21 protein-coding genes are annotated in these 22,167 nt (G+C 65.5%); 8 read left to right on the top strand and 13 right to left on the bottom strand.

From position 1 onward, the window contains the following. Positions 1-91: 91 nt before the first annotated feature. On the bottom strand, positions 92-1,459 hold the full coding sequence (locus QZM15_RS09485; RefSeq protein ID WP_059581471.1) for a replication initiation protein: 1,368 nt from the start codon (positions 1,457-1,459) through the stop codon (positions 92-94). A 1,822-nt stretch (positions 1,460-3,281) separates the two neighbouring features. Here QZM15_RS09485 and QZM15_RS09480 point away from each other — a divergent pair. After that, positions 3,282-4,463, top strand: a complete 1,182-nt coding sequence (locus tag QZM15_RS09480) for a DNA-binding protein (RefSeq protein ID WP_059581468.1) — start codon at positions 3,282-3,284, stop codon at positions 4,461-4,463. Between the two features lie 136 nt (positions 4,464-4,599). Here QZM15_RS09480 and QZM15_RS09475 read toward each other — a convergent pair whose 3' ends face one another. The 3 genes from QZM15_RS09475 to QZM15_RS09465 form a co-directional block, all read right to left on the bottom strand. After that, complete coding sequence (locus QZM15_RS09475; protein WP_060317664.1) at positions 4,600-5,619, bottom strand: tyrosine-type recombinase/integrase; 1,020 nt, start codon at positions 5,617-5,619, stop codon at positions 4,600-4,602. A gap of 102 nt (positions 5,620-5,721) precedes the next feature. Beyond that, positions 5,722-6,099: a DUF2471 family protein gene (locus tag QZM15_RS09470; protein WP_302106273.1), complete on the bottom strand. Its 378-nt coding sequence runs from the start codon at positions 6,097-6,099 to the stop codon at positions 5,722-5,724. Between the two features lie 141 nt (positions 6,100-6,240). Next, the gene (locus QZM15_RS09465) at positions 6,241-6,852 is read right to left on the bottom strand and encodes a helix-turn-helix domain-containing protein (RefSeq protein WP_124860083.1); all 612 of its coding nucleotides are present in this window, start codon (positions 6,850-6,852) and stop codon (positions 6,241-6,243) included. Between the two features lie 158 nt (positions 6,853-7,010). On the opposite strand from QZM15_RS09465, the gene QZM15_RS09460 reads away from it, so the two are divergent. From QZM15_RS09460 to QZM15_RS09445, 4 genes are all read left to right on the top strand, one after another. Further along, a complete protein-coding gene (locus QZM15_RS09460; RefSeq protein WP_302106272.1) occupies positions 7,011-8,210 on the top strand; it encodes a glycine C-acetyltransferase in 1,200 nt (399 codons plus the stop codon). A 13-nt stretch (positions 8,211-8,223) separates the two neighbouring features. Further along, entirely contained in the window at positions 8,224-9,252 is a 1,029-nt protein-coding gene (gene tdh, locus QZM15_RS09455) for an L-threonine 3-dehydrogenase (RefSeq protein WP_006480187.1), read from the top strand. 547 nt (positions 9,253-9,799) lie between these two features. Further along, positions 9,800-10,405: a TetR/AcrR family transcriptional regulator gene (locus QZM15_RS09450; protein ID WP_302106364.1), complete on the top strand. Its 606-nt coding sequence runs from the start codon at positions 9,800-9,802 to the stop codon at positions 10,403-10,405. 64 nt (positions 10,406-10,469) lie between these two features. After that, positions 10,470-10,949: a nuclear transport factor 2 family protein gene (locus QZM15_RS09445; protein WP_059581450.1), complete on the top strand. Its 480-nt coding sequence runs from the start codon at positions 10,470-10,472 to the stop codon at positions 10,947-10,949. A gap of 465 nt (positions 10,950-11,414) precedes the next feature. Here QZM15_RS09445 and QZM15_RS09440 read toward each other — a convergent pair whose 3' ends face one another. Next, positions 11,415-12,500, bottom strand: a complete 1,086-nt coding sequence (locus QZM15_RS09440) for a tartrate dehydrogenase (RefSeq protein WP_059581446.1) — start codon at positions 12,498-12,500, stop codon at positions 11,415-11,417. A gap of 115 nt (positions 12,501-12,615) precedes the next feature. On the opposite strand from QZM15_RS09440, the gene QZM15_RS09435 reads away from it, so the two are divergent. Continuing rightward, the gene (locus QZM15_RS09435; protein ID WP_226224077.1) at positions 12,616-13,539 is read left to right on the top strand and encodes a LysR substrate-binding domain-containing protein; all 924 of its coding nucleotides are present in this window, start codon (positions 12,616-12,618) and stop codon (positions 13,537-13,539) included. A 66-nt stretch (positions 13,540-13,605) separates the two neighbouring features. Here QZM15_RS09435 and argC read toward each other — a convergent pair whose 3' ends face one another. Next, a complete protein-coding gene (gene argC, locus QZM15_RS09430) occupies positions 13,606-14,547 on the bottom strand; it encodes an N-acetyl-gamma-glutamyl-phosphate reductase (protein ID WP_302106271.1) in 942 nt (313 codons plus the stop codon). Positions 14,548-14,668: 121 nt separating this feature from the next. On the opposite strand from argC, the gene QZM15_RS09425 reads away from it, so the two are divergent. After that, the gene (locus QZM15_RS09425) at positions 14,669-15,553 is read left to right on the top strand and encodes a LysR family transcriptional regulator (protein WP_302106270.1); all 885 of its coding nucleotides are present in this window, start codon (positions 14,669-14,671) and stop codon (positions 15,551-15,553) included. 48 nt (positions 15,554-15,601) lie between these two features. On the opposite strand, the gene QZM15_RS09420 is transcribed toward QZM15_RS09425, so the two are convergent. The 4 genes from QZM15_RS09420 to QZM15_RS09405 form a co-directional block, all read right to left on the bottom strand. Beyond that, positions 15,602-16,066, bottom strand: a complete 465-nt coding sequence (locus tag QZM15_RS09420) for a hypothetical protein (protein ID WP_060317653.1) — start codon at positions 16,064-16,066, stop codon at positions 15,602-15,604. Positions 16,067-16,126: 60 nt separating this feature from the next. Then, the gene (locus QZM15_RS09415) at positions 16,127-17,344 is read right to left on the bottom strand and encodes a patatin-like phospholipase family protein (protein WP_099318109.1); all 1,218 of its coding nucleotides are present in this window, start codon (positions 17,342-17,344) and stop codon (positions 16,127-16,129) included. A 120-nt stretch (positions 17,345-17,464) separates the two neighbouring features. Then, complete coding sequence (locus tag QZM15_RS09410) at positions 17,465-18,250, bottom strand: 3-hydroxybutyrate dehydrogenase (protein ID WP_099318111.1); 786 nt, start codon at positions 18,248-18,250, stop codon at positions 17,465-17,467. A 52-nt stretch (positions 18,251-18,302) separates the two neighbouring features. Then, positions 18,303-19,043, bottom strand: a complete 741-nt coding sequence (locus QZM15_RS09405; RefSeq protein WP_059581426.1) for an acetoacetate decarboxylase — start codon at positions 19,041-19,043, stop codon at positions 18,303-18,305. A gap of 435 nt (positions 19,044-19,478) precedes the next feature. On the opposite strand from QZM15_RS09405, the gene QZM15_RS09400 reads away from it, so the two are divergent. Further along, entirely contained in the window at positions 19,479-20,060 is a 582-nt protein-coding gene (locus QZM15_RS09400) for an undecaprenyl-diphosphatase (RefSeq protein WP_302106269.1), read from the top strand. Positions 20,061-20,085: 25 nt separating this feature from the next. Here QZM15_RS09400 and QZM15_RS09395 read toward each other — a convergent pair whose 3' ends face one another. The 3 genes from QZM15_RS09395 to QZM15_RS09385 all read right to left on the bottom strand — a co-directional run bounded on the left by QZM15_RS09395 (position 20,086) and on the right by QZM15_RS09385 (position 22,038). Beyond that, positions 20,086-20,319, bottom strand: coding sequence for a hypothetical protein (locus QZM15_RS09395; protein WP_060317637.1), 234 nt, complete (start codon positions 20,317-20,319; stop codon positions 20,086-20,088). Between the two features lie 148 nt (positions 20,320-20,467). Next, positions 20,468-21,289: a siderophore-interacting protein gene (locus QZM15_RS09390; protein WP_302106268.1), complete on the bottom strand. Its 822-nt coding sequence runs from the start codon at positions 21,287-21,289 to the stop codon at positions 20,468-20,470. 38 nt (positions 21,290-21,327) lie between these two features. Further along, positions 21,328-22,038, bottom strand: coding sequence for a PadR family transcriptional regulator (locus QZM15_RS09385; RefSeq protein WP_302106267.1), 711 nt, complete (start codon positions 22,036-22,038; stop codon positions 21,328-21,330). Positions 22,039-22,167 lie beyond the last annotated feature (129 nt).

The following is a 22,167-nucleotide window of genomic DNA, read 5'->3' as shown; positions in this document are numbered from 1 at the left end:
GGAAGCGGCCGGCAGAGCCTGACACGGGCGCCGGCCCCGCCCGACCAACGGATGGGACCGGCGGCGGCCCGTCAGCGGGCCTGAGCGGGCCTCAAGCGGCCCGCGACTGGTTCAGCGTGAACGACAGCAGGTCGCCGTCCGTCGGCTCGCCCCAGGTCTTCTGGGCCAGCCAGTCGAAAAAGGCCGTCTCGGCCAGCTTGGAATCGAGGCCGCGCTTGCGCCAGTCGTCGCGCAGATGCGAGCCCATCGTCGGCAATGCCTCGGATTCGAACGACTCACGCGCCACTTCGCGCTCCGCGTCGCCCTGCTCCTCGTACAGCACCTTCGCTTCCTTGCGGCGGAACGCCGCGAACTCGCTCAGCAGGCGAGCCTTCAGATCGTCCGGCTGCGCAGCCGCAGCCTTCGCGGACGGCGTGCCGGCAGGCAGCGCGTCGACCGACTCGACCGGCGGCGCATAACCCTTCTTCAGCGCGTCCTTGAACAGCGCCGGCGCGCTGCGCACCGGCGGCAGCGTCGTGCTGCGCATCCGCTGCTCGGTCATCTGCAATGCGGCGCGAATCCGGTTTTCCTCGCTGTCCGCATAGAGTGTTTGTGCTTCCTTCAGCGGGATCCCGAGTTTCACCATCCGGTCGACCAGCGTGCTGTCGAACACGTTCGGGTGTTCGTCGAGCGCGAGCATCGGCTGCTTGCGTTCGGTCACGCGAAACTGGATCTCGGCCACCCGACGCCCTTCGCGGTGCTCGATCAGTTCGACGAAGATGTTGGTGACCGCATTGACTTCCGCGATCGCGGGACGCAGGTAGTCGCGCTTGAAGTACTTGTACTCGCGCTTCGCTTCGTCGCCGGCTTCCGTGTCGGGCGTGCCCGACAGAATCGGCCGCCACCATTCCCACGGCTCGCGCATCGTCAAATGGCTCGGGTTCGTCAGGTAGCGCACGCAGATCTCGTACAGCGCGAGCCCCGCGCTGCTGCGTAGCTGGCTCTGGAACTGCAGGCTCAGGCGCGCATACTGGACCGGGTCGAGCAGCTTCTTCTTGATCTTCGGCGCGAACGAGAATTCGACCCATACGCGGCGGGTGGTCGGATCCTCGAGAATTTCCGCATCGGCAATCAGCGTGGAGATCCCCCACTTGCGGCCCGGCTTCTGGCTCGACGTCCCTGTGCTCCATTCGACCTGCACCGACACCATGCGACGCAGGTGTTCCTTCACCAACGCGGTGTCGTTCGAATCGAAAGCGGAGTTGGCAACGATGTCCGACAGCAGCGCGCGATACGTATCGCCCGAATCGTCGGCCTGCTGCGCGACGGCCAGCAGGACATTGAACAGCTTGCGAGTGAGGAGCGTGATCTTGCCGCTCTTCGGCTGAATGGCGATCGCCTCGACGGCCTTTCGCAATTCGGCTGAACTGGCACTCACCACATCCACATCGGTTTTCTTGGCGCGCTTCGTCGTGGCCATACGTCGGGTCGGAGGAGAAGTTTCCCGGAAGGATAGCGCCTGCGGTGATGTGCGTCCAGAACGACATGCTCACCATAGCCGGTGAAGCGCGCCGGCAAAACGGCACTCACCCGAACCCCTCCCGAAAACGCTCACCGGTCGGCCAGGGCGGCGTTCCGGACTCTTCCAGACGTGCCGCGGCATGCGCCGATTCACAGAATTTCCCCTGTGCGCGACACGTGCGGAATTGACTCCCGTATCGGCTCACCTTTCGATTTGTCGTAATTTTGCGACTGCGCAGCCGAGAGTTCGACACAGGCTTGCGACTGCACCTCACCGCCCGTCCGCGACTGAAGCACACCGGCCTGTATGCATGTACAGGCACGGCTCGCGAGGAAGTCGATTCGGCTCCGACATAGGGGAAAGCACCGCGGAAACCGGCACGCGCGGCCCGAACAACGCGTGATTGGCTGGCCCGGGCGCGCATTGTACAGCGTGCAAATCGTATCGGGTCCCGAAAATACTCACCTCGAGCACAGCAGGTCGATTCGTCCGGATACCGATAAATGCCCGACGGACGCGGGACCGAGCGCCAACGACTCCCGAAAACGCTCACCTTACCAATCAAATGCGGCACGGCGGCGGGCACGGAAATGGCTCCCGAAAAACCTCACCGTAACCGGCCCGGTATCAAAAACTTCAATTTCTTCCGATACTTATGCACAGAAGGCATTTGGCTGTGCATCGTCGCGATCTCCCGGAAAGCCTCACCTTTCAGCTGGAATCCTTCATACGACGACCGTAGGCCCGCCCCCGAAAAATCTCACCTGTGCCAAAAAGTGGCACAGCAAAAACGAGATTTCTTCCAGTCCTGGCGGGCTTTTCGGCGAATTCGACCGGTCCCTGGTCCTGAAAAGCCTCACCTTTGCCCATTTTTCGAGCAGATATCTCTCCCGGAAAATCTCACCTTTCAGCCAAGCCACAGCCTGTGATCCATGCCCCGAAAAAGCTCACCTTGCGCGCAAAGGGGCAGGAAGACCCGGATTTCCCTCCCGAAAAACCTCACCTTTGGGGCATCACAGGCACCGGAGAGCACTTTTGCTGTGCAAAATGGCGTCCGCTTCCCGGAAATCCTCACAGCAAATTCCCGCGAGGTCCCGTGAAATCTCACCTTTCATCCAATCTGCCCAAAAAATGGGCAGAATCGGGGCGCGAAACAGGTCCCGCAAATTCTCACCTATGTCTGCACAGGCAGAAAACTGTGCGGTCAGGCGCAGTGCGGGTTCCATGGCTGTATGGCCCCGAAAACCCTCACCTTTGGGAAAACTCGTGTTTTACTGTGATCCCGAATCCGCTCACGACCCTTCCTGCAACGGCTCACGCAGCTCCCCGAACCCCATCACGTCAGCTCCCGCAGAAGATCACCTTGGCTCCCGTAAAACTTCACCTTGTCGGCCGGAAAGCCTTGTGCCACAAGGCTGTGCCGTGGCGTTAACGTTTTTAACTAAGGGTTCAAGGGTGTTTACTTCTAATACTCTCAAGACATCGGTTGACGAGTTTTCCACAGATACCCCGACCCCTGAACACCCACGGGCCATCGGATCCGATGTCATGTGAAACAAATACCAAAATTCGGGGTCCGCTGAAAAACGCTTGCCGAACAAAGACTTGGATGATTTTCTTCGCTTTGTTTCACGGAATCCGAGGCCACCTTCGGCCAAACGCGTTCGCAGCGCTGATTTCGGTGCGAAACGACGTAAATTCACAACGGACCGTCGAAATAAGTATCAAGAAATACGTGTTTCGTTATGATTGCAACACTTCATTGCCTGCGAGTGTTGTCATGACCCTGGACGAAATGCGTCAAGTCATTCGGGAAGAACTGGAATCGCTGCGCGCAAGCGGTGCACGGCGTCAGGAATTGTCGCTGCATGCGTGCAAGCGCCTGTTTTTCGATCTCGGCATCCGGCCGTCGGCCGCCAACGTGCGCGATCTCACCCAGACCGGCAGCGCCAGCGACATCCCGAAAGACATCGATCACTTTTGGGAGCGCATCCGTTCCGCCTCCAAGATCAGGCTCGACGGCGCGGCGATCCCGAAGGCCGTCGAGGAAAAGGCCGGCGCATTGCTGGGCGCACTTTATGAAGAGGCGTTGAAAGCGGCGCGCGACAGCCTCGACGGCGACCGCGAGCAGGTTCGCGCCGATGTGGCCGCGGCCGAACAGCGGTTGCGTGACGCAACCGTCCGCCAGGAAACGCTTGAAGAAGCGCTCGCGCGCGGCGAAGCGAGAAACGAGCAATTGCAGGCGCGGGTGACCGAACTCGAGGTCCAGCTTGCGTCGCAGACCACGCACGGTTCGGCAAGCGAAGCAACGTTGCTCACCACGGTCGCCCGACTGGAAAAGGAACTGGCCGCGGCTGCCGGCCGCCTCGATGCCGAACAGGCCCAGAATGCCGCGTTGCGCGACCGCATCGATGCGTTGCAAGCCGAATTGCAGCAGCGCACCGAGCACTATGCGCAGCAAATCAAGGATGCGGTGGCCGAAGCCGAACGCCGCGTCAAGCCGATGCTGGTCGAACTGGACGCGTTGCGCAGCATGGCGTCGACCTACCAGAGCGGGTTGCGCGACGTTCAGCGCAAGGAGTTCGATTTCCTGCAGCAATTGAGCTCGGCCAAGGCGCGCGCCGACCGGCTCGAAGAACAGTTGCGTACCCAGAGCGACGAACTGGACCGCGCGATGCGCGACGCGAACGCGTTGCGCGCGAACCGCGGGATGAATCCGGAAATCGCCGCGCTGCTCCGGCGCCTGGCCGATGCCGGACAACTCGATGCGAACGCGTATGCCGCGATCGGCACCTCGCTGGATCACGAGATTCCGGCGCCGGCCCGGTGCCCGCATTGCGACGGCGAGCCGGAACTGTCACACGGTGACGACGGCTTTGAAGTCGCGTGCCCCGAATGCGAGCACGCTTCGGGCCCATGGCCGTCCCGTTTCGAAGCCGCCGCGCGTTTCGCGCAGACTTGACCCGGAAGCCGGCGACACCGCACAGGTGAGAATATCCGGGAGACTTGAGGTGAGGTTTTTCGGGAGCTGTGAAACGGTGAGGCTGCGCCACGCAAGGCTGCTCACGGATCGTTTTGCGTGAGCAGCCGTTTCCCGATCAGTGAGTTTCGTCGCGGTCGGACGCGTCACCGTTGTCGTCGGCCAGCCCGTCGCGCCAGTTTTTCCATGCGCGATGCAGGCGATTCGACGAGATCGGCCGCATGAAGCCCAGCCATTTGCCGACCCGCTCGGGCGGGACGTCGTGCTCGAACAGTTCGGCCGCGTACGTATTGCGCAATGTTTGCGGGCTTGCGCGCGCGGTGCGTGACGACGTGAGCCCGGCCGATTCGACGATCGCGTCGATCGCGCGCAGCATCGTTGCCTTGTGCATCGGCCGCCCGGCATGCGACGCGGGGAACACGAGTTCTCCCGGAATCTCCTGGCGTTTGCGTTCGGTGAGCCAGGCTTCGAGCAATGCGATCGCGAACGAGGCGAGATGGGTTTCGCGCGCGTAATCGGGATGCGTCGACTCGATCCGCAGCGACGTGCCGCTCGTATTGATGCAACTAATCGTAAGCGCGCGCGCTTCACCGGTTTTGATGCCGGCGCCGAGAAACGCGGCAACGAGCGCGCGGTCGCGACGCTCCTTCCAGTACGCGGCGCCCGATACGCCGATCGGCGAAAACAGATACGCGAGCAACGTCGCGCGTTCCGCCGGTGTGAGGAAGCCGGTCGGTTCGTTGTCGCGGGCCTTGCGCCAGTTCGCTTCGCCATCCTGAGCAATGAAACGCGCGGGATTGGTCGATGCGTATTCGGTGCGGCGGATATGGTCGAGCACACGCTCGATCAGCCTTAAATAGCGCATCCGCTGTGTCTTCTTGATCGGCAACTCGCCGACGAAGTTCGCGATGGTCGGCGTATCGACCGTCGCCAGATTCTTTTGATGCGCACGCATCCACGCGAGAAACGCGCCCCATTGCGCGCGATAGACATCGGCCGACGAGCGGCGATAGTCCTGCATCGCGAGCCACGCGTCGAACGCGGCTTCGGGCGAGACGACCCAGTCGGATGCGTCGCGGTCGAACAGATCCTTTTCTTCCACACGCGCGGCGGTGTCGGGAGAGGCGGGAAGGGACATGGTGTTAATTCCGTTAGTTGCGTATATCGTAGCCCTTTTCGCAACGTATCGGGCAGCACGCGGGTGAACCGGCCGCCATGCATCGCGGCCGGGGCTCGGCCTTCAGTCGCCCCACGCCTTGGACGGGCGGTGAGCGCGCATGGGCCGCGCGGTGTCGTGCGTGGTTGCTGCGGCTTCGTACGCGAGAACGGCGAATGAAAAGACCGCGGGCAGCGCGTTCGAGCGCCCGAAGTCGATTGGATCGTCGGTTTCGGGAAACGTCATGTCGGACGGTCGTTCGAACAGTTGCCGCATGCCGGCGTCGTGCCGGCTCGCAAAGCCGAGATCGGCGAGCGCTTCGGCTTCGATCGCGTGCAGCAGGCGCCATGTCAGCGGTACGCGCTGACGGATGTAGCGCGCGGCGATATGGCGAACGATCAGTTCGAGGTCGTGCGCGGCAGCCTTGAAGCTGAGCGCGGCCAAATCTTGTTCTTCTGTCATTGCAGGCTCCTGTCGACCGGGGCGGGCGCCTCGGTGCGCCGGCTCCGGCCCATGCATGGCGGAATGTCCGTATACTGTACAAACATACAGTATTTTCCGCAACTGGCCTGCGATCTGCCTTTTGGCCGACTATACGCGCCGTCAGCGATGGATCACGATCAACAAGGCCCGCGCTTCGGTCTTGCCGGGGTTGCGGATCGCATGCGGCTCGTCGGCCGGGTAGCGCGCGGTGTCGCCCGTCTTCAGGCGTCGGCTGGCCGCGGCGGCCTCGATTTCCATCGCGCCCTGCAGCACGGTGAGGTGCTCTCGCGTGCCGGGTTCGTGCGCGTTCGATACCAGTGCGCCGCCGCTTGGCAGCGTCAGCTCGTACCACTCGAACTTGCCGGCGAGGTCGATCGGGCCCCATACGCGCAACTGGTACCGGCCGTCGTGGCCTGCGAGCGTCGGAATGTCGTGCGGGCCGTCCACGCGGATCGTCTCGGGCGCCTTCGGCTGCGAGAACAGTTCATCGAGCGTGATGCCGAGCGCGTTCGTCAGCCGCCACGCGACCGCGATCGTCGGGTTGGCCTTGTCGCGTTCGATCTCGGAGAGCATCGATTTCGATACGCCGGCTGCGCGCGAGAGGTCGTCGAGCGTCAGCTTGCGCTCGTTGCGCAGCCGCTGGATTTGCTCGCCCACGCGCGGCGGGGTCGCGGCAGGCGGTTGCGGGGCGGCGCCGGCAGGCGTGCGCCGCGATCCGGGGGAACTTGCCATTTGAATTCCGTTCGCTTAGAGTTGTTCGATATTTCGAATTCTAGTTCGGAATATCGGATAAATGCGGTCAACCGAACGACCGACTATAACAGTAGCAGGCCGTTGCGCCGCCACGAGCGGTGCGCTGCGGAATGCGAAACCCTGTCAGGAGCTTTGCGATGCGTGATGCCTTTCTCGTCCAGGTGCGCGGGACGCTCGACCAGATCCGCGCGGACGGTTTTTACAAGACCGAGCGCGAGATCGCGAGTCCCCAGGCGGCAGCCGTGCGGCTCGCCGGCGGTGCCGGCGTGCTCAATTTCTGCGCGAACAACTATCTGGGCCTGGCGAACGATCCGCGCCTGGTCGACGCGGCGAAGGCCGGCCTCGACCAGGACGGTTTCGGCATGGCGTCGGTGCGCTTCATCTGCGGCACGCAAACCGTCCACAAGCAACTGGAAAGCGCGCTGGCCGCGTTTCTCGGCACCGAGGACAGCATCCTCTATTCGAGCTGCTTCGACGCGAATGGCGGGCTGTTCGAGACGCTGCTCGACGAGAACGACGCGGTGATCAGCGACGAGCTGAACCACGCGAGCATCATCGACGGTATCCGCCTCTGCAAGGCGAAGCGTTTTCGCTACAAGAACAACGATCTTTCCGACCTCGAGGCGAAGCTGAAGGAAGCCGACGCCGCGGGCGCCCGCCACAAGCTGATCGCGACCGACGGCGTGTTCTCGATGGACGGCATCATCGCCGACCTGAAGGGCATCTGCGATCTCGCCGATCGATACGGCGCGCTCGTGATGGTCGACGATTCGCATGCGGTGGGCTTCATCGGCACGCATGGCCGCGGCACGCCCGAGCACTGCGGCGTCGAAGGCCGCGTCGACATCATCACGGGCACGCTCGGCAAGGCGCTCGGCGGGGCGTCGGGCGGCTATGTCGCCGCGCGTCGCGAGGTGATCGAGCTGCTACGCCAGCGCTCGCGTCCGTATCTGTTCTCGAACACGCTCACGCCGAGCATCGCCGCGGCGTCGCTGAAGGTGCTGGAACTGCTCGGCAGCGACGAAGGCGCGAAGCTGCGCGAGCGCGTGCGCGAGAACGGCGCGCGGTTCCGCAAGCAGATGACCGAAGCCGGCTTCACGCTCGTGCCCGGCGCGCATCCGATCATCCCGGTGATGCTCGGCGACGCGCAGCTCGCGACGAACATGGCCGACAGGCTGCTCGGCGAAGGCGTCTACGTGATCGGCTTCTCGTTCCCCGTCGTGCCGCGCGGCCGTGCGCGCATCCGCACGCAGATGAGCGCCGCGCATACGCCCGAGCAGATCGACCGGACGGTCGCCGCGTTCGTGCGCGTCGGCAAGTCGCTCGGCATCATCTGACGGAGGCGCGACCATGAAAGCACTGGCAAAGCTCGAACGCGGCCCCGGCCTCACGCTCACGCGCGTGAAGCGTCCCGAAGTCGGCCACAACGACGTGCTGATCAAGATCCGCCGCACGGCGATCTGCGGCACCGACATCCATATCTGGAAGTGGGACGACTGGGCGCAGAAGACGATTCCGGTGCCGATGCACGTCGGCCACGAATACGTCGGCGAGATCGTCGAGATGGGGCAGGAAGTGCGCGGCTTCGCGATCGGCGATCGCGTGTCCGGCGAAGGCCACATCACGTGCGGTTTCTGCCGCAACTGTCGCGCCGGGCGCCGGCATCTATGCCGCAACACGGTGGGCGTCGGCGTGAACCGCGAAGGCGCATTCGCCGAATACCTGGCGATTCCGGCGTTCAACGCGTTCAAGATTCCGCCGGAGATCTCCGACGATCTCGCGTCGATCTTCGATCCGTTCGGCAACGCGACGCACACGGCGCTGTCGTTCAACCTGGTCGGCGAAGACGTGCTGATCACCGGCGCGGGGCCGATCGGCATCATGGCCGTCGCGATCGCGAAGCACGTCGGCGCGCGCAACGTCGTCATCACCGACATCAACGACTATCGGCTGGAACTCGCGCGCAAGATGGGCGCGACGCGCGCGGTCAACGTCGCGCGCGAGTCGCTGCGCGACGTGATGGCCGACCTGCACATGACCGAAGGCTTCGACGTCGGTCTCGAGATGTCCGGTGTGCCGAGCGCGTTCACGAGCCTGCTCGAGGCGATGAACCACGGCGGCAAGGTCGCGCTGCTCGGCATCCCGCCCGCGCAGACGGCGATCGACTGGAACCAGGTGATCTTCAAGGGGCTCGAGATCAAGGGCATCTACGGCCGCGAGATGTTCGAGACCTGGTACAAGATGGTCGCGATGCTGCAGAGCGGCCTCGACCTGTCGCCGATCATCACGCATCGCTTCGCGGCCGACGATTACGAGCAAGGCTTCGCCGCGATGCTGTCCGGCGAAAGCGGCAAGGTGATTCTCGACTGGACGGTCTGAGTCGGGTATCGAGAGACGGGGCGGCGCGGCACGTTTGCCGGCTGCCCCGTTTTCGTTTGCACACACGCACCGTCGCGCCGCGGACGCACGATTGAACGCTTGAGGTGAGATTTTTCGGGAGCCGTGTTCGTGCGCCGAATCATCACACGATCGCGCATAGGTGATGCGCAATAGCAGGCTCGCGTCACCTCTCGGCAACTGCTTCGCTTCTCCCCGCCATAGCATTCGGCGCCCGTTTCTCCTCTTCCACGCGCTTCCCCGCTTCGCTTGGCGTGCGAGGGTTCGCTCGCGACCGTATGCGAGATCGTACCGACCCGGCACGTCCACCGTGAGCCGCACGCTGCGTTGCGACTCACTGATACGAGGCGTTATCGACATCGATCGGTGCGCCGACCCCTACCTGATTCGTTCACCTTCCCATCCGCACTGCTCGAACGGAAGGCTCACCCCGACGAGCCAGCGCTTCGGGCACGATTCAGCCCTCCCGCCGACAGGGCTTTTTCATCCGGATATTGACAAGGTAGAACGATCGTTCTACCGTAAACCCATGAATCCACTTCTCGACTCCTCCGGCGAACCGGGCGTTCGCGAGCGGCTGCTGGACGCGGCCGAAGCGCTGATCTATTCGGGCGGCATCCACGCAACCGGTGTCGATGCGATCGTCAAGCGATCCGGCGCGGCGCGAAAGAGCTTTTATTCGCATTTCGAATCGAAAGAGGCGCTGGTGGTCGCCGCGCTCGAACGTCGCGACGAGCGCTGGATGCGCTGGTTCGTCAACGCCACGCTGGCGCGGGGCAAGACGCCGCGCGCGCAACTGCTCGGCATGTTCGACGTGCTGCGCGACTGGTTCGGGCAGCCCGACTTTCACGGCTGCGCGTTCCTGAATGCGTCGGGCGAGATACCCGACGCCGAGGATCCCGTGCGCGTCGTCGCCCGTATGCACAAGGCACGCCTGCTGGCGTTCGTGCGCGAGCGCTTCGACGCCTATGCCGACGAAACCGGCATCGAGCGCCGCGGGCTCGCGCGCATCGCGCGTCAGTGGCTCGTGTTGATCGACGGCGCGATTGGCGTGGCGCTCGTCAGTGGCGATGCAAACGCCGCGCGCGATGCGCGCGCGACGGCTGAACTGCTGCTCGATACCGTATCGCGGTAGCCGACGCAGCGAATCCGAACCGGCCGCGTGCGTTCGCGGCCGTCACCCTGAACAGGAGCAACCCATGTCCGCTTCCCCCGAAGTTCGTCCGCCCGTTCCGCCCTTCACGCTCGAAACGGCGCGCCAGAAAGTGCGCGCCGCCGAGGACGCATGGAACACGCGCGACCCGCAACGCGTGTCGCTCGCCTATACGCCGCAAAGCCGCTGGCGCAATCGCGCGGAATTCGTGACGGGCCGCGACGAGATCGTCGGGCTGCTGCAGCGCAAGTGGGCGCGCGAACTCGACTACCGGCTGATCAAGGAGCTGTGGGCGTTCGACGGCAATCGCATCGCGGTGCGCTTCGCGTACGAGTGGCATGACGATGCAGGCAACTGGTTCCGTTCGTACGGCAACGAGAACTGGGAGTTCGATGAAAACGGCCTGATGGCGCATCGTCACGCGAGCATCAACGATCTGCCGATTCGCGAGGCGGACCGTCTTTATCACTGGCCGCTCGGCCGTCGCCCCGACGATCATCCGGGGTTGTCCGACCTCGGGCTGTGATGCGAGCACGCGTTCAACGGACCGGCGAACGCATCACCGGGGTTCAATGGTGAGGAAATTCGGGAGCCGTCCGCTGAAGGTGAGATTTTTCGGGACGAGGTGAAATGTCGCGTCGAGCTGTGTGCCTCGAACAGGTCGACGCGGCGTTGCGCCCGGTGAGGCGGCGTATGTGGCGACGTGCAGCGGTGTGCTTCACCGCGTAAGGCATCTCACCGATCGCGTCGATGCGATCGTGTGTTGATGATTGGTGTGTGCGAGTGCGGCGTGCAACTCACCGGTCGGATCGACTTCGATTTTCAACGACAAACTGTGTAAGCAGTGCGCGTTGCGATGCGTCGTTGCTCACCGCTCGATTTGACTGCCGACGCATCGACGGAGTCCGCACAAGTGCGCAACCGTATCGCGTGTCGCTCACCGCAGCCGGATTCACGCGACGCCGCCCGGCGCGAGCGCCGGGCATGACCGTCAACCCGCAACCCGCGCGGCGATTGCCTCGCCCACTTCCTGCGTGCCCGCCTTGCCGCCGAGATCGCGCGTATGCGGCCCCGTGCGCAGCACGTCCTCGATCGCGGCGACGATCGCATCGTGCGCGTCGCGTTCGCGGCCCGTGCCGTTGCCGAGGAAGTCGAGCATCATCGCCGCCGACCAGATCATCGCGACCGGATTCGCGATGTATTGCCCCGCGATGTCGGGCGCCGAGCCGTGCACCGGCTCGAACAGCGACGGGAACGTGCGGTCCGGGTTCAGGTTCGCCGACGGCGCGATGCCGATCGTGCCCGTACAGGCCGGCCCGAGATCCGACAGGATGTCACCGAACAGGTTCGACGCGACGACGACGTCGAAGCGGTCCGGCTGCAGCACGAAGCGCGCGCACAGGATGTCGATGTGCTGCTTGTCGACCGCGATCTCCGGATAGCGTTCGGCCATCTCGGCCGCGCGCGCATCCCACCACGGCATGCTGATCGCGATGCCGTTGCTTTTCGTCGCGACGGTGACGCGCTTCGCGCGCCGCTGCGCGAGCTCGAACGCGAATTTCAGCACGCGCTCGGTGCCGTGCCGCGTGAAGATCGACTGCTGCATCACGACTTCGCGCTCGGTGCCTTCGAACATCGTGCCGCCAACCGACGAATATTCGCCCTCGGTGTTCTCGCGCACGATCATGAAATCGATGTCGCCCGCGCGGCGGCCGGCGAGCGGCGACGGCACGCCGTCGAACAGGCGCGCGGGCCGCAGGTTGATGTACTGGTCGAATTCGCGGCGGAACTTCAGCAGCGAGCCCCACAGCGAAATGTGATCGGGCACGGTCGCGGGCCAGCCGACCGCGCCGAACAGGATCGCGTCGACGCCCGACAGTTGGGCCTTCCAGTCGTCCGGCATCATCGTGCCGTGCTGCGCGTAGTAGTCGCAGCTCGCCCAGTCGATCTCGACGAAGTCGAAGCGGATGCCGAAGCGCGCGGTCACGGCGTCGAGCACGCGCCGGCCCTCGGGCATTACTTCGCGGCCGATGCCGTCGCCGGGGATCACGGCGATCCTGTAAGTCCTGTCGGTCATGCAAATCTCCTTGGCTGTTCGGCCGGCTACCGGGAAGGCAGCGGCCCGTCACGTCATTCTATTTGTTTCAATCTGGATTAAAATCACGCAAAAGTTAATCGACTTTCCACGAATCGTGAATAAATCGCCGAACCTCGACGACCTGCGCGTGTTCAGCCTGGTTGTCCGACTGATGAGCTTCAGCGCGGCCGCCGAGCAGCTCGCGGTGTCGCCCGCGTATGTCAGCAAGCGCATCGCGATGCTCGAGGCGCAACTCGGCACGCGCCTGCTGCATCGTTCGACGCGCCGCATGACGGTGACCGAGGCCGGCGAGCGCGTCTTCGCGCGTGCGGAAAAAATTCTCGACGACGTCGATCATCTCGTCGAGGACGTGTCGACCACGCGCACGGTGCCGCGCGGCACGCTGCGCATGTCGAGCAGCTTCGGCTTCGGCCGGCACGTCGTCGCGCCGGCGCTGCTCGACTTCAGCGCGCGCTATCCGCAACTGAACGTGCGGCTCGATCTGTTCGACCGGCTCGTCGATGTGGCCGGCGAAGGCTACGACCTCGACGTGCGCATCGGCGACGACATCGCCGATCATCTGATCGCGCGCCGACTCGCCGCGAATTACCGCGTGCTGTGCGCGTCGCCCGACTATCTCGCGCGCCGCGGGATGCCGCGCTCGCTCGCGGATCTCGCGTCGCACGACTGTCTCGCGATCAAGGAGCGCGACCATCCGTTCGGCGTATGGCGGCTGAACGTGCGCGGCGAGACGGCCACGGTGAAGGTCGGCGGTGCGCTGTCGACGAACCATGGCGAGGTGGCCGTGCAGTGGGCGCTGGCCGGGCGCGGCATCGTGCTGCGCTCGATCTGGGAAGCCGGGCCGCTGATCGAACGCGGCGCGTTGTGCCGCGTGCTGCCGGACGCGATCCAGCCCGCGAACATCTGGGCCGTGTATCCGGAACGCGTCGCGGCATCGGCGAAGGTGCGCGTGTGCGTGGATTTTCTGGTGGAGACGCTCGCCGGCCTGAATGCGGCCGCGGGTGACGATGCGGCCTGAAACCGGCTAAAGGTGAGCTTTTGCGGGAGACGTGCGCAGGCACCGTCGACGATGCCCGCGGGCGCGTCACGCCGCGCGTCGCGCGCCGAGCATCAAGTCGAGATTCTGCACGGCGGCACCGGATGCCCCTTTGCCGAGATTGTCGAACACGGCGGACAGCAGCACCTGGCCACGATCTTCGTTGACGAACACGCCGAGCCGCAGGTCGTTGGTGCCGTTCAGCGCTTGCGGGTCGAGATGCGTTGCCGCGCGTGCGTCCGCGAGCGGCATCACGTCGACGTAATGCGCATCCGCGTAGTGATGCGCGAGACACGCATGCAGGCGCTCGCCCGTCACGCCGGCCGGAAGCAGGCGCAGCTCGATCGGGATGGTGAGCACGATGCCTTGCCGATAGGCACCGTAGGCCGGCACGAAGAACGGGCGGTGCGCGAGCCCCGCATGCTGACGGATCTCGGGCACGTGCTTGTGCTCGAGCGCGAGGCCGTAGACCTGCAGCGGCAACGCGTTGGCGGCGGCGTCGCCCGATTCGAATGCGTCGACGGCGGCCCTCCCGCCGCCCGAGTAACCGGACACCGCGTGGATGCTCACCGGGTAGTCGCGCGGCAGCAGGCCTGCCTGCAACAGCGGGCGAAGCAGGCCGATCGCGCCGGTCGGGTAACAGCCGGGATTGGTCACGCGCTTCGCATGAGCGATGTGCCGTGCATGTCCGTCGGCCATCTCGGGAAAGCCGTAGACCCAGTCGGGCTGCGTGCGATGGGCCGAACTCGCATCGATCACGCGTACCGCCGGGTTGCGGATGAAGCCGACCGCTTCGCGCGCGGCCGCGTCGGGCAGGCACAGGATCGCGATATCGCACGCGTTGAGCGCGTCGGCACGCCGCGCCGCGTCCTTGCGTTCGGCGGCGGGAAGCGTGAGCAGTTGCACGTCGGTGCGGTCGCGCAGCCGCGCGTGGATCTGCAACCCGGTCGTGCCCTGGTCGCCGTCGATGAAGACAATGGGGAGGCTCATGATGGTCGTGTGCGTCGCGTTCGATCGTCGGGGGAAGCCGTATCGTCCACCGAACGCCTAGAATAGGAAAAGTTGAATTTACTGACCGTCCGATTCAGCTTTCCTGAACGAGAGGTGTGTGATGCGCGAGATCAGTCTGGACCGTCTGCGTACGCTGGTCGCGATCGCGGACCACGGATCGTTCGTGGCGGCGGCGCAATGGCTTCATCTCGCGCCGCCGACCGTCAGCCTGCATGTCGCCGAGCTGGAAAGCCGCGTCGGCGCGCCGCTGCTGTCGCGCACGCGCGGCAACGTGCGCCCGTCGGCGATCGGCGAAATGCTGGTGGAGCGGGCGCGGCGTCTGCTGGCGGAAGTCGAAGCCACGCTGGACGACGTGCAGCGACAGGTGCAGGGGTTGACGGGGCGTGTCCGCCTCGGCGCATCGACCGGTGCGATCGCGCATCTGTTGCCGCAGGCGGTGGCCGGATTGCGCGCGCGGCATCCGGATATCGACGTGCAGATCGCGGTGCTCACGTCGCAGGACACGCTGGCGCGCATTGCACAAGGCACGCTCGATGTCGGGCTGGTCGCGCTGCCGCAGGCGCCGGTCGCGGGGCTGTCGATCCGCCCATGGCGTCGAGACCCGGTGATGGCTTTCCTGCCTGCGGACTGGCCGCTTCCGGCTCGGGTGACGCCGGCGTATCTGGCCGCGCGGCCGCTGATTCTCAACGATGCGACGACGCGCCTGTCGCGGCTCACGGCCGAATGGTTCGCGCTCGCCGGCCACCGGCCCGAGCCGCGGATCGAACTCAACTACAACGATGCGATCAAGAGCCTGGTCGCCGCAGGGTACGGCGCGACGCTGCTGCCGCACGAAGCCGGGGCTCCGCTGCCGGATGCGCGCATCGTCATGCGGCCGCTACGGCCGGCGTTGTGGCGCGAGTTGGGCATTGCGCATCGGGCGGGCTCGGTCGAACGGGCGACGCAGCACGTGCTCGATGCGCTGTGGGCGCTCAGTGCGCGATAGCGGGCCGTCGTGCGGCTGGCCCGTGCCGGCCGCGCGGCCCGCACGCGTTCAGAGCCGGTTGTCTTTCGCCAGCGTGAGCACGCGCGCCCAGCGCCGCGCATCGCGCTTGTCCATCATCGGCAGCCTCCATTCGCCGTGCACGGCGTCGCGCACGCGCACGACGAGATGCCAGCGGCCGTCGATCGGCGCGGCCTCGCAACCGTCGAGTTGCGACAGCGTATAGCGGCCGTCCGCGCCGTCACGCGACAGCCACAGCAGCCCTTGCGTCGCGGACACGCGCAACTCGCCCCACGCGCGATGCACGACGTGCGTCCAGCCTTCTTCCTTCGTGTTCGGCGCGATGTCGCGGCGGCGCTTGAGCCACCACGCGATCAGCGCGATCAGGAGCGCGGCGGCCAGCACGGCGGCCGCGATCGCGACCGGCTGGCCGAACTGCGCGGCGATGACGTGAAACAGATGAACGGCGCCCCAGCCCAGGGCGATGAGCGCGAATAGCGCAATGAAAATCGGCATGTCGAATCGGAAAGGAGGACGGGCCGGCGCACGCGGCGCACCGGCCCGTCGTACACGGCATTACCGGCGGCGGTGAATGTCGTGCGTGACGAAGCCCGCGTCGTTGACGGGCAGCGCGAGGCCGTCCTTCACCGCGAGCGTCTTGCGGATGTCGTCGAGACCCGCGGACCAGTGGTCGCGCATCGTCGACAGACCGAACTGATAGTCCTTGTAGTGATGCTCGTACGCCTTCTGCTGATAGATCAGGTGCTGGATGTTGTACTTCTTCCCGCTCGACATCGCTTCGGCCTCGACGCACCACGGGTCGTTCTTGCGCTGCGCTTCCGGCACCTGTTCGAGCACGTGGCGCAGCACGTTGCGGTAGCGCTGTTCGCGCTGCAGCGTGTCGGTGACGAAACGCGTGCGGCTCGAATACTGCACGTCCTTCGTGCGCTCGGCGACGTCGGCCATCGTGCGCGGCAGCGGCCCGCGCGCGCTCCACAGATCGACCTGGAACGCGAGCGTGTCGCGGCGCGGATGCGCGCGGAGCACTTCCATCAGCGGCGTGTTCGACACGACACCGCCGTCCCAGTAATACTCGCCGTCGATCTCGACGGGCGGGAACGCGGGCGGCAACGCACCGGACGCCATGAAATGCTCGGGCGCGAGACGGATGCGCGAGTTGTCGAAGTACACGAAGTTGCCGGTGCCGACGTTGACCGCGCCGACCGACACGCGCGTCTCGCTCGAGTTGATCCGGTCGAAATCGCACAGTTTCAGCAGCGTCGTGCGCAGCGCCGACGTGTCGTACCAGCTGATTTTCTCAGGATGGTCGGACACACCCGGCAGCGGCGGCGGAAAGCGCGGCACGAAGAAGCCCTGCTGGCCCTGCATCATCGCGCTGGCGGCCTGCGACGCGGTGAAGAACGTCCGGATCTGATCGATGCTGTTGAACAGCGCGAATTCGAACGCGGCCGGAATCGTCGGAAAGAACGCCGGCTGGCAGATCGTTTCCCAGAATTCACGCAGGCGCTCGACGCGGTGCTCGGGCGCATTGCCGGCGATCAGCGCGGTGTTGAGCGCGCCGATCGAGATGCCCGCGATCCAGTCGAGCGGAATGCCTGCTTCATGCAGCCCTTCGAATACGCCGGCCTGATACGCGCCGAGCGCACCGCCGCCCTGCAGGACGAGCGCGATCGTTTCGTACGGCAGCGACCGCGCAGCGGCCGGCGCGCCGGCTTCGTGCTGCAGATCCGCCGCATCGACGGCCTGCTTTTCTGTACGCGCGTGCGGTTTCATCAATTGCTCCGAGAAAGCCCGCCGTGGACGGCGGTGATGGATGGCGTGACGTCGATCGACGGCACGCCATCTCGAGAAGGGGGGGCGCGCAAGTCGCCTCCCGTCGGGGAGGCGCCGGCGTTATTGCATGAACCAGCCGTGGCTGACGATGAACGACTGGCCGGTGAGCGCGGCGCTCGGGAACGCCGACAGGAACAGCACCGTCTGCGCGACGTCCTGCACCGTCGTGAACACGCCGTCGACCGTGTTGCCGAGCATCACCTTCTTGATCACGTCCTCTTCGCTGATGCCGAGCTCCTTCGCCTGCTCCGGAATCTGCTTGTCGACCAGCGGCGTGCGCACGAAGCCCGGACACACGACGTGCGAACGCACGTTGTGCTTCGCGCCTTCCTTCGCCAGCACGCGCGCGAGACCCAACAGCCCGTGCTTGGCCGTCACGTACGCCGACTTCAGCGGCGACGCTTCGTGCGAGTGCACCGAGCCCATGTAGATCACGACGCCGCCGCGATCGTCCTTGTACATGTGCTTGAGTGCGGCCTTCGTCGTCAGGAATGCGCCGTCCACGTGGATCGCCTGCATCTTCTTCCAGTCGGCGAACGAATAGTTCTCGATCGGGTTGACGATCTGGATGCCCGCGTTCGACACGAGAATGTCCACCGAGCCGAACGTCGCGGCGACCTTGTCGATACCGGCGTTCACGGCTTCCTCGTTGGTGACGTCCATCGCGACGCCGATCGCCTTGCCGCCTGCCTTGACGATCTCGTCGGCGACCGCGTTCGCGCCGTCCTGGTTCAGGTCGGCGATTGCGACGGCCGCGCCCGCCTTGGCGAGCTCGAGCGCGATTTCCTTGCCGATGCCGCTCGCGGCGCCCGTGACGACTGCGGTCTTGCCATTCAGGTTGCTCATGTTCGAATTCCCGTGGTGAAAGGATTGACAGGGAGAAGGGACTGCGGACGCGTTACTGGCCCAGGTAATCGTAGACGACTTCGCCGAGGCCCAGCGTCAAATCCGCGACGATGTGGCGGGCCTCGACGATCTCGAGCACGGGCAGATCGGCCACCGGCGCGAGCGCGTGCGGCGCCAGCTCGAGCGATGCGGGACCCGTCCATGCGCCCTTCATCTTGATGTCCTGCATGTAATAGCGCACCAGTTCGCACACGCGCGCGGTGCCGTCGACGTGCGGAATGATCTTCAGCAGGAAATTGGGGCCGGCGAGCCGCTTTGCCTGCTCGTCGATGTCGAGTTCCTTGTGCTTGTAGCCCATCGTGCCGGTCGCGACGCGCACCTTGCCGTAATCGAGTGTGCCGAGGAGGTGATCGGTGTTCACGTGCAGCGTGGGCGACGCGAGCTTCTTCGGGAAGCCCCACAGCTCGCGGCCGCCGGCGATCGGCGGGTGATCGTCGAGATACATCGCCAACGTATAGCCGCCCCGCTGGCCGTTGTACTCGACCGGAATCACCTGGCCGCTCTCGGTGTAATCGCCGAAACCGGTGGAATCGGCCATGCGGATGAATTCGTACTGCACGAGCGGCTCGGTGACCTGCAGCGGCTCGGGGACGATTTCACGGAGGCGGTCCGGATCGGTGCGGTACGTGATGATCAGGAACTCACGATCGACGAAACGGTACGGGCCCATCGGGAACGCAGGGCTGGTCAACGGCATCGCAAACGCTTTCGATCGGACATCGCTGGGTTTCATGCGGACTCCTTGTTGTTGATCGCTTCGTGGATGAGTGGTCGTAATCGTATGCCTGTGCGTTGCCGTTGTGCGATGCCGCATCTGGAATTAATTGTTGCCGATTTCGAATAATTTGCGGCGTCAATATTGAGATGAACGATGCAAACGGCCGGGACGGCACGCCGGCCGGGGCGATGGTCGCACGCGTCGATGACGCCATGACGTGAAAAGGTGAGCCTTTACGGGAATCGCGGTGAGCTTTTACGGGAGACGGTGGCGCCAGAATATGACAATTGTGTGAACTTGTGTTGCAGTGCAGGCTCTAAGTGCGTTCGCCGCGCGGGCCTTGTCCGGGCGGCGGCCGCATCAGGTACCGCTCGAGCGGCCACGCCCTGGCATCGTTCGTATCCGACCGGGCAACCGGCCGATCTTTTTACGCCCCACGCAACCCGATTCATGCAGAACGTCAATCTCGCCCTCTTTTCCGCCATCAACGCCGGGAGTGCACCGCACCCGGGCATTGCCCGCCTCGCGATCTTCGCCGCCGACTGGCTCGTTTATGCGCTGCCCGCGATGCTGCTGCTGACCTGGATCTTCGGCGCGCGCCCCGCGCGGCGTCAGGCGATCGAGGCCGGGGTCGGCGTTTGCGTGGCGCTTGCGCTCGCGCAGGTACTCGGGCATGTCTGGTTCTCGCCGCGCCCGTTCATGGCGGGCGTCGGCACGCAGCTGATTCCGCACGCGCCGGACAGCTCGTTCCCGAGCGATCACATGACGTTCGCGTGGAGCATGGCGGTTGGCCTGCTGCTCGGCGGTACGACGCGGGTGACCGGCTTCGTGATGGCCGCGATGGCCGTGGCGATCGCATGGGGGCGCGTCTATGCGGGCGTGCACTGGCCGTTCGACATGGCGGGCGGCGTGCTGGTCGGCACGGCCGGCGCACTGGCCGCGCACCTGTACGGGCAACGTGTGACCGCGCTGCTCGAACGGTTCGGCGATTCGGTGCATGCCGTCGTGATGGGGCGCCGGCAGGCGCCGTAAGCGGAAGGAAACGACCGGGCTGCCGTCAGCCGGGCGAGCCGGACGTGCGGGCCGATTCGGCCGACGCGGACGGGCCGCCGCCGCCGTCGCGCAGTTCGGGTGTATCGGCCGGATGCCGGGCGGCATCGCGGTCGAGGGCGCTTTCCTTCAGGATCGCGCACATCGCGACGAACAACGCAAGGACTACCGCGGCGAGGCCGCAATAACCGGCGATCTTCAGGTGGCGAAGGAAAGGCGAAGCGTGGCTTTCTTTTGTCATGACCGGGCGCTCCTGGGCGGGCTGCGGCGGCTGTCGCCCGACAGCGGCGCGCAGACACAGATATATACCAGCCGCGATGCCGGTGCCAAGCCCGCCGCTGCGCCGGCGCAACGATTGTTTCGGCCGCCGGCCAACCCGGTGTTTCCGGTCAGTCTTCCAGCGTTTCGTGCACGGCCGCCGCGCCGCGCTTCCAGTAGGCCGCCGCGCGGATGCGCGACTTGTCGATGCCGCGCTCGCTGGTCAGGTGCTGGCGCACCGCGCGCATCGACAACGCTTCGCCGGCCGCCCACACGTAGCCGTCGCCGGACGACGGCAGCGGCAGGCCCCGGACGGCATTGAGCAGCACGTCGCCGTTCGCCGCGGCGGTTTCGGCGCGGAAGCGCCAGATTTCGTGCACGCCGGCGCGCGTGTCGAACGAGATCTGCGCGGTGCGATCGGCCACTTCCAGCACGACCGCCGCGCGCGCCCCGGCCGGCAATTCCTCGAGACGCCGCGCGACGGCGGGCAACGCCGTATCGTCGCCGATCAGCAGATGCCAGTCGAAATCGGTCGGGACCACGAACGAACCGCGCGGGCCGCCGATGCCGAGCCATTGGCCGACGCGCGCCTGCGCGGCCCACTGCGATGCCGGGCCCGGATGGTTCAGCACGAATTCCAGATCGAGCTCGCAGGCGGCGCGGTCGAAGCGGCGCGGCGTGAAGTCGCGCGCGACCGGCTTCGGTTCGCCTTCCGGAAACTCGGGGCCGTTCGCGCCGAGCGTCGGCAGCGCGGGCCGCTCCGCGCCGGGCGGCGGGAAAAATACCTTCACGTGATCGTCGAACGACGCGGATTCGAAGTCCGCGAGATCGGGGCCGCCGAGCGTGACACGCAGCAGGTGCGGCGTCACGGCATGCACGCGCAGCACCTGCAGCAGGCGGAACTTGAGGGTGTGGCGCACGCGGGTGACGGTGCGTTCGGACGTGTTCTGCATCAATCCGTTCTCCTTGGGTGGTGACGGGGCGGCGCGGCTCACGCGCCGGCGCCGCCTTCGATTTCGGCCGTCGCGCGGCGCAGGATGGCGGCGATGCGGCGCTGTTCGTCGGTATTGGCGGCGCTCTTGTGCAGCAGCGCGCGCTTGAGCGCGAGACGCGCCTCGACGAATTCCGGCAGCCAGCCGGCTTGCGATTCCTCCTGCGCTTCGTTGCCCGCCGATTCCCCGGCGAACGCGCGGCGCATGAATTCCATCTTGCGGGCAAGGTGCGTGAGACGCGCGAACAGCGTATCGACGCGTTCACGCTGGGTATCGAGGTGCGCGCGGCCCGCGTCGGTCAGCGCATAGCGCTTGCGGTTGCCTTCCGCCTGCGACGCGACGAAGCCGACTTCTTCGAGGTACGTGAGCGCCGGATACACCATGCCGGGGCTTGGGCTGTAGAAGCCGTTCGAACGCGTGTCGAGCGCCTTGATCAGCTCGTAGCCGTGGCTCGGTTCCTCGGCGAGCAGCGCGAGCAGCAGCAGTTGGAGATCGTCGGAGCTGAACTGGCGGCCGCGCGGCATGCCGTCGTCGCCGAAATCGCCGAAGCCGCGCCCGCCGCGGCCGCCGAACGGACCGCTGCCGAATGCATCGGGGCCGCCGCGACGGTGGCGGCCGATCGCGTACCAGAGACCGGCGAACCCGTCGGGGCGGGCATACGTACCATGACTGTCGCAGCGGGCATGGCCGCGGAAGGGGTTGTGCCGCATGATCGTGTCCTATGTGTCGCAAAACATATCTAAAGATATATATCGAAAGATAGGGCGTCAAGGGGATTATTGGGGGCGGGATGGTGGCGTTGGGCGGGAGTGGAGGGCTTGTGGTTGACGTTTGCAGAA

This window comes from Burkholderia sp. AU44665 (assembly GCF_030504405.1).
Taxonomy (GTDB): Bacteria; Pseudomonadota; Gammaproteobacteria; order Burkholderiales; family Burkholderiaceae; genus Burkholderia; species Burkholderia semiarida.
The sequence above is the reverse complement of the archived record's forward strand: the minus strand, read 5'-3'. Positions and strand labels throughout refer to the sequence as shown.